This is a genomic window from Spiroplasma endosymbiont of Lonchoptera lutea (assembly GCF_964019715.1).
Lineage (GTDB): Bacteria > Bacillota_I > Bacilli_A > Mycoplasmatales > Nriv7 > Nriv7.
The window spans coordinates 41,303-53,824 of sequence record NZ_OZ026463.1 but is presented as its reverse complement, the minus strand read 5'-3'; the positions used below and the strand labels follow the sequence as shown (position 1 = coordinate 53,824).

General features: G+C 25.2%; 13 protein-coding genes and 2 pseudogenes. 2 read left to right on the top strand and 13 right to left on the bottom strand.

Annotated features, from left to right (window positions below):
- Positions 1-149 precede the first annotated feature (149 nt).
- Positions 150-1,094 carry an IS30 family transposase gene (locus tag AACK97_RS00245; protein WP_338966716.1) on the top strand — a complete coding sequence of 315 codons (945 nt, stop codon included), beginning with the start codon at positions 150-152 and terminating at the stop codon, positions 1,092-1,094.
- A 12-nt stretch (positions 1,095-1,106) separates the two neighbouring features.
- On the opposite strand, the gene AACK97_RS07585 is transcribed toward AACK97_RS00245, so the two are convergent.
- The 8 genes from AACK97_RS07585 to AACK97_RS00210 all read right to left on the bottom strand — a co-directional run bounded on the left by AACK97_RS07585 (position 1,107) and on the right by AACK97_RS00210 (position 7,651).
- Entirely contained in the window at positions 1,107-1,337 is a 231-nt protein-coding gene (locus AACK97_RS07585) for a spiroplasma phage ORF1-like family protein (RefSeq protein ID WP_422397237.1), read from the bottom strand.
- A gap of 64 nt (positions 1,338-1,401) precedes the next feature.
- Positions 1,402-2,229, bottom strand: a complete 828-nt coding sequence (locus AACK97_RS00240; RefSeq protein WP_338967856.1) for a Pr6Pr family membrane protein — start codon at positions 2,227-2,229, stop codon at positions 1,402-1,404.
- A 7-nt stretch (positions 2,230-2,236) separates the two neighbouring features.
- Entirely contained in the window at positions 2,237-3,196 is a 960-nt protein-coding gene (locus AACK97_RS00235; protein WP_338967855.1) for a hypothetical protein, read from the bottom strand.
- Positions 3,197-3,219: 23 nt separating this feature from the next.
- Positions 3,220-4,155, bottom strand: coding sequence for a hypothetical protein (locus AACK97_RS00230; RefSeq protein WP_338967854.1), 936 nt, complete (start codon positions 4,153-4,155; stop codon positions 3,220-3,222).
- 27 nt (positions 4,156-4,182) lie between these two features.
- Positions 4,183-4,827 (bottom strand): uracil-DNA glycosylase, encoded by a 645-nt coding sequence (locus tag AACK97_RS00225; RefSeq protein ID WP_338967852.1) that lies wholly within the window; start codon positions 4,825-4,827, stop codon positions 4,183-4,185.
- Between the two features lie 8 nt (positions 4,828-4,835).
- Positions 4,836-5,735 carry a hypothetical protein gene (locus tag AACK97_RS00220; protein ID WP_338967851.1) on the bottom strand — a complete coding sequence of 300 codons (900 nt, stop codon included), beginning with the start codon at positions 5,733-5,735 and terminating at the stop codon, positions 4,836-4,838.
- A gap of 711 nt (positions 5,736-6,446) precedes the next feature.
- Positions 6,447-7,439, bottom strand: a complete 993-nt coding sequence (locus AACK97_RS00215) for a hypothetical protein (protein WP_338967849.1) — start codon at positions 7,437-7,439, stop codon at positions 6,447-6,449.
- Positions 7,412-7,651, bottom strand: a complete 240-nt coding sequence (locus AACK97_RS00210; protein ID WP_338967848.1) for a hypothetical protein — start codon at positions 7,649-7,651, stop codon at positions 7,412-7,414. Before AACK97_RS00210 ends, AACK97_RS00215 begins: the two co-directional genes overlap by 28 nt.
- A 183-nt stretch (positions 7,652-7,834) precedes the next feature.
- Between AACK97_RS00210 and AACK97_RS07580 the strand changes: the two are divergent.
- Positions 7,835-8,780, top strand: a pseudogene (locus AACK97_RS07580) (IS30 family transposase).
- A 19-nt stretch (positions 8,781-8,799) separates the two neighbouring features.
- Here the strand turns inward: AACK97_RS07580 and AACK97_RS00195 are convergent.
- The 5 genes and pseudogenes from AACK97_RS00195 to AACK97_RS00175 all read right to left on the bottom strand — a co-directional run.
- On the bottom strand, positions 8,800-9,162 hold the full coding sequence (locus AACK97_RS00195; RefSeq protein WP_338967845.1) for a hypothetical protein: 363 nt from the start codon (positions 9,160-9,162) through the stop codon (positions 8,800-8,802).
- Positions 9,163-9,359: 197 nt separating this feature from the next.
- Positions 9,360-9,971 (bottom strand): hypothetical protein, encoded by a 612-nt coding sequence (locus tag AACK97_RS00190; RefSeq protein WP_338967843.1) that lies wholly within the window; start codon positions 9,969-9,971, stop codon positions 9,360-9,362.
- Complete coding sequence (gene dnaB / locus AACK97_RS00185; protein WP_338967842.1) at positions 9,955-11,340, bottom strand: replicative DNA helicase; 1,386 nt, start codon at positions 11,338-11,340, stop codon at positions 9,955-9,957. Before dnaB ends, AACK97_RS00190 begins: the two co-directional genes overlap by 17 nt.
- Complete coding sequence (gene rplI, locus AACK97_RS00180) at positions 11,340-11,762, bottom strand: 50S ribosomal protein L9 (RefSeq protein ID WP_338967841.1); 423 nt, start codon at positions 11,760-11,762, stop codon at positions 11,340-11,342. Before rplI ends, dnaB begins: the two co-directional genes overlap by 1 nt.
- A 94-nt stretch (positions 11,763-11,856) precedes the next feature.
- Positions 11,857-12,510, bottom strand: a pseudogene (locus tag AACK97_RS00175) (IS30 family transposase); the annotation flags it as partial.
- Positions 12,511-12,522 lie beyond the last annotated feature (12 nt).

The window sequence follows — 12,522 nt, the reverse complement described above, 5'->3', positions numbered from 1 at the left end:
AACTTATTGTAGCCTATCCATTTTTCAATATATATATATATGCTCAATTATACTTGTAAGTGCAAGTAAATAAAATTGCAAAAGATTTCATATAAAAATTTCATGATGCTAAGTTTATTTTAGAAAAAGTAAATTTAAGGAGTTTTTATATGGGATACAAACATCTTGGCATAGATGAAAGAATTTATATTGAGAATCAATTGAAATTTAAAGTAAAAATTAGTGAAATAGCTAAAAATCTTAATCGAAGTATTAGTACTATTAATCGAGAAGTTAATAGAAATAAAGATAATAATCATTATTTTTCATTAATTGCACAAAATAAAGCAGAAAATAGAAAACAATTACATGTTTATTTTCATAAATTTAAAAATAGAGAATTAGTAAAATATGTGCAACAAAAATTATTATTAGGTTGATCGCCTGAACAAATTTATGGCAGAATTAAAAATTTTCATCAAGAATGAATTATTAGTTTTAAAACAATTTACAATTGAATTTATTCTGGATTACTTGAAAAGGTTACTAGTAAAAATTTAAGAAGAAAAGGTAAGAAACGAAAATCTCAAGAAAATCGAGGTAAATTTAATGGTAAATCCATTAAAGAACGAAATGTTAATAATCGTATAACTCTTGGCCATTGAGAAGGTGATACTGTAGTATCATCACGAGGTAAAAGTAAATCATGTTTAATAACTTTAGTTGAAAGAACATCAAGATTTACTTTAGCAATATTAGTTGAAAATAGAACTACTAAAGTTATTAACAAAAATATTAGTCATTATTTATCAATTCTTCCAAATAATCTTGTTAAGACTATAACATTTGATAGGGGTAAAGAATTTGCTAATTGACAACAACTTGAAAAAAATTTAAATGTGAAAATTTATTTTGCTGATGCATATTCACCTTGACAAAGAGGTACTAATGAAAATACTAATGGTTTAATTAGAGAAAAATTTCCTAAAAAATTTAATTTTTCAAACACTACTAAAAATGCAGTTCATAAATTTATATTGTCTTTAAACCAAAGACCAAGAAAAATACTAAATTATCTTTCGCCAATCGAATATTTGGTTAGAAAAATAATTTAGTTGCACTTAACTTTACAATTTGGCATTTTCAATCCGATTTGACTGTTTCAAAGCATATATATCTTTTTTATTTGGTAATACATATTCTTCGTTACCATTAATTTTAAAGCTATTTTTTACTGAAAAATCATAGTTGAAATTCTTACCATATTTTGTTTTGTAGAATCGATTTTGGTAAGCATAATATAAGTGAAAATCTAAGTATTGATATTGATCTGAAAAATAAAAATAGCGGGGATAAATTGGACTGATAAAGTTGTTATCGCCATATCTTTAAAATTATTATCTGATGATTTGTTTAATCAACTTACTTTTTACTTATATGTTTTGTCTTCTTATAAATTAAATTATTAATAACAATCAAAATAACATTTATCCCTACTAAAAATGATATTCCCAATCCTACTAACAAAATATTATTTCAAACTACTGGTAAAGGAAATATCGGATGATAAAAATCAACAAACTCATAAGGAAATAAAAAAATCCTAATACCATCATCATATAATAACTTAGCCCTTAAATTAATAAATATGAGATAACCAATCGGATATCCTAGCATTCAAAATATTTGGCGAGTAAAATATTTTTTATATAAAATCTGAGTTTTCCCTAACGATAATAATAAGTAAATTAATGTTAATAATGGTGTTATGGCATGCATTGTAATGCCAATAACCCGATCAGCATTGGAAGCAAATTCATACGATAACCCTGTTCCCACACCATAAAATACTAACAACCAAAATAAAACCATTGTTACTGTAATATATATTGTAATACTAGTTTGGGTTGTCAAATTAGTAAACTTATTAGTTGCCGTTTTATTATAATAAAGTAAAGCATAAAAGAAATATAAACAAGCTAATATATTAGTTTGCACCGACCAAAAACTAACTAAAACATTAAAATTATATAACCGTGGCATATCAAGTTGTGAAGTTTTAGGATTAATATATCAATATTCAACAAATACCCCATAAACGACACCAGCTAAAAAGAAACTAAATAAAATTAAAAATGTCATTAACTTATAAACAAATTTTCAATCTTTTAGCAAAACTAAGGCATTAGCAACACTAGTAAAAAACAATATTTTACTTTTACTAAAAAATCGTTTAAAAAAATTCTTCATTATATCCCTACTCTACATTTTCTTGATGAGAATTAAGTTCTTTTTGCAAAAAATATTTATCATAATAAATTTTTAAAATTGTTTTAAAAATTATAAAATATATTGCAATTCGTAATGGCATTAATAATAATTCTTTAACTAATCGTGGTAATAAAGAAACTAAATAATCAATATCATAAAATACTAAAAAATGTAATGGCGATAAAATTCACGAATTAATTAATGTTAAAAATAATTGTAAAATAATAATAATAATGAAAATCAATGCATTATTAAATTTCTCAGTAACACTATTTTGTTTTTGATTATTTCAAGTTATTCACAAAATTAAAATTAAAACTAATTCCACAGTCATAAATAAAGTAGAAATAAAAATCCCAGAAATTACCATATAAAGTAAATCTCATTTAACACTAAAAACTTTATTATTTTTCAATGAAAAAGAGTAAACAAAATCAGAGAAAAATATTAAATAAAAACTTAAAATTAATAAAGCAACCAAAATAAATTGCATTACAGTAAAAAATAACAAATACTTCTTAAAATTAAATTGACAATTACGAAGTTTACTATAAACAATTCCCGCAATTCCTGCAAGAACCCCAACAATGGGTTCTTGAATTGCCATAATTGGACTATAAAATGTAGGTTTTAAGATAAACAATGTTGTATCGGAAATAAAACCAAAAATAAAACCAAAAAATGGTCCATGTAAAAAACTAAAAAGCACATTAGGGATAAAACCAAAACCAATTACCATTGTTCCTTTACCACCAACACCCAATTTTAAACTAAAACCTAAAAATTTAACAATAACTATTGTTAATGCTAACATTACAGCTGCTAAGGCAATACTACGAGTATTGAAATTTTTATTAAAATCCAATTTTAAATATTTTAAAATTGAATAAAAATTTTTACGAAAATAATACTTTGTAATTTGTAACCAAACATTTAGCCTTTTCATCTAAATAACACTCCTTATAAATGCTAACGATCTTCATTAATTAATGGTCTAATAGTTTTTCAAGTAACATAAATAATTACCGTATTAAAAAATATTTTAATCGGGGCCATCGCCAATCGTGGAATCATTGCTAAACCATAATCCTCAGTACGATTAGTTAACAGACTGACATCCCCCCAAGATGCAATTAACACCGTAACAATATATTCATTAATAACTGCTAACAAAATAATCGGAACTAAATCATTAAAACCTTTTATATCCTTTTTTATAAAACGAAAATACATTCAAGTTGCCCAAACAACAACTAAAATTAAAACTGTCCCAATACTAATAATTAGCATCATAATTCATTTCTTAATCGGAACATTTTTTGTAAAAGGAACTTCATCAACAGCAAAATCAGCAAATTGCGGAGCATAATAAGTCATTACTAAAGCAGCGGTTCCAAAACCAATAATAAAAATATTAGTTATTAAAATTAAAATTCATGACTTTTGATGAAACATTCGCCGCAAATCACCAGCAATACCAGAAATAAAACCAAAACCAATAACCGTCACAATATACGCAGGATGAATATATGACGGAACAAACATCATTACTAAAATATCAGTAATCAAAGCACACAAAATACCAATTACGGGACCAAAAATATAACCCGTAATCTTAATCATCAAACCTTCAATAGCTATTCTAATCGGCGGTAAAACCGCTGCTGGCATATACAATGCAATAACAACAGTTGTTACTACCGATACCGTTGATAACATCGCAATATAAGCAATATTTTTCGTTGTTAAACGAAGTCCACGATATCGTTCTTTTTTTATAAACATTGAAAGCCCTGTCATTAAAATATAAGACAATGCTGCTAAAACTAATGCTCCCGCAACAATATACGCTGTTCTAATATCAAATAACGACAAACCATTTTTATTACTATTAAAGAAAATCATTAATCTAGTTTCCTTTCTAAAGAAAAACTATAACTGCCAATCAATCGGCTTCTTATTATGCTTTATCAAGTATTCATTAATCTTACTAAAATACTTTTGATTAAAAAACCCATAATGTGCTCCCATAAGAATAAGATGCTTTTGGTCATTAATTAAATTAATCTTTGCTTGTGCTTTTTTACCTCATAAAACAAAAATAACATTATTATGATAATTGTCAATATATTTTATGAGATTATCAGTAAATTGTTGCCAATTAAAATTAGCATGTGAAAATGGTTGATCTTTTTGTACTGTTAAAACAGTATTTAAAAGAAAAACACCACTTCGGACTCATTTAGTTAAATCACCATTTTGTACAATAATTCCTAAATCATTTTCCAATTCTACAAAAATATTTTTTAAACTTGGTGGCAACTTAACACCTTGATTAACACCAAAAGCCAAACCATTAGCTTGGTTTGGTTGATGATACGGATCTTGTCCTAAAATAACTACTTTAATATCATTAAAACTAACAATTTTTAATAACCTTAAAATATCTTGTGGCTGTGGATAACATTGATTATTTTTATATGCTAATGATACTTTGCTAACTAATTCAATAAAATAAGGTTGAGTAGTTTGACTAATAAGAAAATCTTTCCAACTAGGATGAATATTTTGGAACATATTTTTAATTAATCACTAAATAATTCTTTAATTTTATCACTAATACCACCAACATTTATTCCGACTAAAACCCCTAAAATACCAAAACCAACAATGACCACTGCCAAAATAATAAGCACAACCCACACTCAAGTTTTAATCTTTTTATTATTATCTATAAAACCTTCTTCATTACCTTGTTGTAAAGCATCCATATTACTAATAGTAAAACCACTTTTCAATTTTTGTTCAATATCAGCTTTTTCTAAATCAATAGTTCCTGATGAATTAATCTTTGACTGCTTAGCGTTATTAAATACAAAACTACTTGGTTTACTATTTACCCCCAACTTATTTTCGGTTCCATTACTCTGTGATTGCTTTTTTTTAACGACATCATCCAAATGTTGACGAAACTTATCAAGTTTAAGTTTTCGCTCATCAACTTTTTGTTCTGATTGTTGTAAACTATGACCATTCAATTGTGATCGATATTCTTGTTCATTAAATAACTGCTCATTTAACATACTATTAGTCATATTAATTGTTGGTTCAAATTTTTCTCTAACAACTAGATTAGGATTAGGTCCTTGCTGTGGTTGTAGGTGGGGGTCATTAACAACAAAATTGCTATTATTTGGATACATATTACCATTTACCATTGATGTTCCATATGGATATGGATGTTGTCTACCGATTGGTGGTTGATGATACGGATTTTGTAATATTGGTGCATTTTGATTTGGACAATAATTATTTATTATTGGTAAAGCAGGATAATGTTGTTTATGTGATATTGTTATTTGTTGTGGCATATGATATTGTCTTTTAATAAATGCAATAGCTTCTGGCATTAGCATAAAAATTGCTACTTCTTGATCATATAGGTTATAAACTACATAACCTCGTTGTTCCACTAAAATATACATTACAACGCTGTCCTTTCCGTAAAAAATTAATATAAATATATTTTGAATTATATCACAAATTTAAAAAAAGCAAAAGCACACCATTCTTATATTTAAGAATGGTGTAAAATTTAATTATAACAAATATTTAAATATATAATTAAGAAAATTTAATATTAATTTTAAAAATAACTAATAAAAAAAATATTAACAAAACTTCATCAAATTTTATTAATATAATTTTTTATTATTTTATTCAATATTTTTAAAATACACTTCAACTGTTCCCTTTTCAATACCAATATTAAATCTAATCCACGCAGCACTTTCACCATCTTCTAATGACCCATCATCAATTTCTGCCGATGAATCATCAATTGTGAAATTAATTCCACGAATTTCATTACCAAATTCGTTATCTAATGTGGTCGCGTTTAGTTTTCTTAGGTATTTTTAAAAAAAGAAAAAATAATCATTTACTATAAATTATTTCAATATGCAAATTAAGTATATATTTCTTATGTATGATTTTTTTTGTAAAAAATTATTTTAATGTTGTTTTTATAAGCATTTTAGTGAGTTTTTATAACCTTTTATTAAGATTATGTTTGTTAATATTAAATATTTTGTTTTATTACTTATTTTTTAGATAAAATGATAATTAAATTGTGATTACTTTTTTTTCAAAATTATTTAAACCTTTTCCTACCTAACAAAACTTTACGCGTCCATCTATGTTTCTTTTACTTTAACAAGCACTTTACTTCAAGAATCAGTTGATTTAATACCTTTTAAATCAAATCGATTTTTTTCATTAAATTTCTTTAAAAATTCTTTAACTTCGTTAATTAAATCCATATTAGTTTTCTTAATATCTTTAAAATAAATTCGGATATTTTGTAAACCTTTGCTTCCAATTTTAAAACTAACATTATTATTATTTTTACCATCTTTTAAACCATTACTTACAACATCATAAAGCTTATCAATTGTTAATTCAATTCTCTTAGCATCAACACCAAATTTTTCAGTTAAATTATTCTTTAATCTTTTCAACACATCAGTTCATTTACTAGTTGATTCCACACCTTGTAAAGCAAAAGGATTTTCCATATTAAATTGTTCTAAATATTTTTTAACCTCATTAAACAAATCATCATCAGATTTTTCAATATTTTTAAAATACACGCGTATTCAATCAGACTCTTTATTACCAATTTTAAAACTAATATTTAATCCGATCTGACCATCTTGAAATTTATCAAAACCTTTATCTTTTAAAAATTTATTTTCGTCTCAAACACGAAGATTTTCAATATGTTTAAAAATCTTGGGAAACTTCACTTTTAAAGCTTCTTCTACTTTATTAAGAGCATCAGTTCTTTTATGTAAAGTATTTAATCCCCTTAAATCAAAACGATTATTGTCATTAAATTGTTCTAAATATGTAGAAACAATTTTTACTTTTAAAGCATCATTTTTACCAATTAATCCCTCTTTATTTAATAATCTTGCCATTTCTGTTCTAATATGATGCAGTTTATCTTCCAAAGTTACATTATCTTTAAGCAACTTAGCAATATCTGCTAATTCACCACTACCAAAACTATTTACTAACTTAGTTAATTCGTTGACATATTCAATTAATTGCGCGATTTCGCTTTCTTGTTGGACAATTTTTTCTCGCAATTTTTGTTCTAATTGCTCAATTCTTTCTTTAGTCACATTATTTTTTTAACTAACTCCTGAAAATCATTTACTAAAATCGCAATTTTTCTTTTTAAAGCACTGACTTCCTGATTTAATAACTGATTATTCGTAATTTCTTCCTTAATGAAATCTTTTGTCATTGTTTGTGAAGAACAAGCAACTAAATTAGTACCAATTCCTAACGAAAAAAAAGTCACAACTAACATATTCAATCATTGCTTAAACATTAGCATCACCTTTTATAGTCATTAAATCGTTAAGTTTCTCTTTTAAATGATTAAATGATCAAGGACACCTTTTTGAACATCAATATCTTTTTTAAGCCTGAAATGTAAAATTTTAAAAAGGACACTTATATAAAAAACAAATTGTGTTAATTCTATAATTAAGAAAAGAAAGGAATTAGCACAATGTATAAGTATCTGACTATTGAATCAATAATAGCAATAAAAGAATATAAAAGTTATGGATTTTCTATTCGTAAAATAGCAAAAGCAATTGATTATAGTAAATCAACTGTACACAGAGTTTGTAAATTATTAAATCAAAACTTATTATCATTAGAAATATTGAATCAAGTTCAAAAAAATAAACAAAATGCAGGTAGAAAATTAATAATTTTAACTTTAACAGAAATTAATACTATCAATCATTTGTTAATTACTAAAAATTATGCTCTTGATATAATTGCTGATTTTTTAAAGAAAAATAAAATAAAAAATATTTCAACAAAAACTTTATATAACATGTTTAAAACAAATCGAATGGGTTTTGATGAAAAAAATTTATTGAGAAAAGGCAAAAATAAACCTCATAAACAAAAAGAAACTAGAGGCAGAATTAATTAATTGTAAATCTATTCATGAAAGAAATTTAATCATTCCAAATATTAAAAATATACAAGAATTTGGCCATTTAGAGGGAGATACTATCGTTGGTAAAGATCATAAAAGTTCTATTATTACTTTAGCTGATATATGATCAAAAACCACAATTCCTTTGAAAACTAAAAATCATAAAGCAGAAAGTATTACACAAAGTATAATAAAATTTATTTCAAAATTAATACCAGGAACAATTAAAACTATTACTTTTGATCGTGGTAAAGAATTTAGTAAATGAAAATTAATTGAAAAAAATTGTAATGTTAAAATTTATTTTGCAGATGCCGGCAAACCTTGTCAAAGAGGTTTAAATGAGAACAATAATGGTATTTTAAGAAGATATTTACCAAAATCTACTGATTTATCTTCGTATAAACAAAAAGACTTAAATTCTATAGCATTTCAAATTAATTCTACACCCAGAAAATCATTATCTTATAAAAGACCAATAGATTTAATACAATTATTTTAAAAAACTGTCCCATTTATATTTACAATTCAGGAAGATTAACAATTTCATTTTCCTCATCAGAAATTATCGCTTTATCTTTATGATTAATGTCATCAACAAGTTCTTGTAAAGTTTTTAAATCCTTTAAAACTTCTTTATATCCTAAATTAATTGCTTTTTCTTTTAAATCATTAATTGCTACTTCTAACTGTTCTGTTTTAATTTTAATTTCTGCTTCAAGATTAGCAATTAGTTGCTTAATTTTTTGATCTTGAACTTCAATTTTTATTTCTTGTTCCGTAATTCAAGAGCCCGAACAAGCAACTAATGTTCCAATACCAATTCCTGCTCCAGCACCAATACCTAAAATAAATGTTATTACTAATTTAATTATTTTATTCATCGCTTTAATACCTCATTTTTACTCAATATAAACTAAAATTACCTAAAAATAATAATAACTCATTTATTGCTAGTTTATACCTTTTCCTAGTTAATTATAACATATTTATCACAAAGAAGCAAACCTAGCATCAACTAAGAAAATTTCCATAACTCTTCTCTTAAAAAGAATTATGGAAATAATAATTAAATATTAAATTAAGTTACTTTTACAAAATTATTAATCTTAATGTCTGCTAAATCACTCTGATAGTCTCAAAAAAATATCAACTTATCAGTTGTTTCTTCCTTCGGATTAAGTTTCATAATATTATATTTTCAATTAACAGTACCACTAAACTTATACTTCTGAGCAATACCTTGAAAGAAAACATCAAAAGCAATTTCTTTAGGTGCTGTCTTATCATCGGTTACTTCTGCCTTAATACCATCAATTACTTTAATCTCAGCCCCATTAAAATTTAATTTATCATTAACAAACGAATTATTAATATCAAACTGATATGAATAGGTATCTCCTGACCTTGTATAAAAATCAGCATAAAATTGCGTTGCTAATTCACTATTTAATTGTTTTACTTTCTCTTTATTAGTTTCTACTCACGCTGTTTTACCAGTTTTTTTATAAGTATAAAATAAACTATTTATTGTCTTCGTAACTGCCTCAACACGAAAAATCTTATCAAATATTGTTGATTCACTGGCAGCATTAGTAATATTAATCGTAATCGGATGGGTCTTCATACTACAAGCAACAATAGTAAATACCATTACAAAACTAGTCATTAAATGACTAATTACTGAAAACATCCTTTTCATATTGTGTTCCTTCTTTCTTTTCATTTTTATTCACAGTCTTATTATAATCAATAAAATTACCATACTTTTGTAAAAAAAGTAATTCTACTATGCCAGTGGGACCATTACGATGCTTAGAAATAATTAATTGTGCTTTATGTGATTCTTCATTCAAACTATCTTCTTTCTTTTCATAATAATCTTCACGATAAAGAAACATAATTAAGTCAGCATCCTGTTCAATTGCACCTGATTCACGCAAATCAGACATTAATGGTCGTTTATCTTCTCTTGATTCCACTTTTCGCGATAATTGTGACAAACAAACAATTGGAACTTCTAACTCTCTTGCTAATGCCTTTAAACTTCGAGAAATATTAGAAATTTCTTGTTGTCGATTCTCACCATCACCAGCTAATAATTGTAAATAATCAATAACAACCAATTTTAAGTCATAATTACGACTTAATTTTCTTAATTTAGAAATTAACTCAATCACTCGTAATCCCGGCGAATCATCAATAAAAATATTACTTTGCTTTAATTTACTACCAACACTAGTTAAATCTTGTCAATTACGACTTGTTAAATTTTTTCCCGTTTTAATTTGCATTGAACCAATTTTTGTTTCTGAACCTAAAATTCTTAAAATTAGTTGTTCAGTTGGCATTTCTAAAGAAAAAATGACCACAGCACTATCTTTATAAACTCGTGCACAATTAACAGCAAAATTTAATGCTAAAGCTGTTTTCCCCATTGATGGTCGCGCTGCCAAAATAATAAAATCACCATTTTGAAAGCCATTAGTAATCTTATTTAATTGCATAAAACCACTATCTGAACCTGTTAATTGATTATCACTATTTTGCAACTTTTCAATCTTAGATAATGTCGCATCAACAACATCCTTAGTACTTTTAAACTCATTTTTTTTACGATTATTAGCAATTTCCAAAATCTGTCGTTCAGCAATTCCTAAAAGTTCTCACACACTAATCTCAGTATTAATTTTCTTAGTAATATCTTGGGTTACTACTTGCAAATTTCTTAACATTGTCCGTTCAACAATAATTTTTAAATAATCATCTAAATTAGCATCACTAATATAACTTTGCGTAATCAAAGTCAAATATTCCACCCCGCCAGCCTGATTAAGACTTTGTTGTTTAACTAACATATCAGTTAAAATTGGTAAATCAATTGGTAATTGATGATTATATAACGAAATAATGGCTTTAAAAATTAATTTATGACGGGAATTAATAAAATCATTCTCATTAAGCAGAGCAACAACCTCATCACTAGCATTTTTAGAATTAATAACTGCCGCTAAAACACTAACCTCAGCATCTTCTAATAAAAAATTATTAGTAATAGTCATTACTTTTTACCCACAACTTGAATTTTCAAAATTGCAAAAATATCATTAAATAATTTAATATTAATATTTTGATAATTAACTAACTGTTTTTTATCTACTTGAATATTATACTCTTGACTTAATTTTTCAATAATTTGTTTACTAGTAATTGTTCCAAATACCTTATTTTTATTAATTTTCAAATCAAAATTTAAAATTATCTTTTCAATTTCTAATTTTAATGCTTCATTTTCAAGCTTTTTTTCATTAACTTCATTATCAAATTTTTGTTGTTGTTTTCCTAACTGCACTAAAGCTTGACTTGAAGCCACAATTGCTATTTTTTGTGGTAATAAATAGTTTTTTGCATATCCATCAGCAACGGTAATAATATCGTTTTTCTTACCATAATTTTTTAAATTTTTCAATAAAATTACTTTCACTTGTTAACACTCCACATCACAAATTTTTTGCATTATATATAATACATTACTTACTAATTGTAACCTGAATTGTAAATATAAATGGGACAGTTTTTTAAAATAATTGTATTAAATCTATTGGTCTTTTATAAGATAATGATTTTCTGGGTGTAGAATTAATTTGAAATGCTATAGAATTTAAGTCTTTTTGTTTATATGAAGATAAATCAGTAGATTTTGGTAAATATCTTCTTAAAATACCATTATTGTTCTCATTTAAACCTCTTTGACAAGGTTTTCCGGCATCTGCAAAATAAATTTTAACATTACAATTTTTTTCAATTAATTTTCATTTACTAAATTCTTTACCACGATCAAAAGTAATAATTTTAATTGTTCCTGGTATTAATTTTGAAATAAATTTTATTATACTTTGTGTAATACTTTCTGCTTTATGATTTTTAGTTTTCAAAGGAATTGTGGTTTTTGATCATATATCAGCTAAAGTAATAATAGAACTTTTATGATCTTTACCAACGATAGTATCTCCCTCTAAATGGCCAAATTCTTGTATATTTTTAATATTTGGAATGATTAAATTTCTTTCATGAATAGATTTACAATTATTAATTCTGCCCCTAGTTTCTTTTTGTTTATGAGGTTTATTTTTGCCTTTTCTCAATAAATTTTTTTCATCAAAACCCATTCGATTTGTTTTAAACATGTTATATAAAGTTTTTGTTGAAATATTTTTTATTTTATTTTTCCTGAATTGTAAATA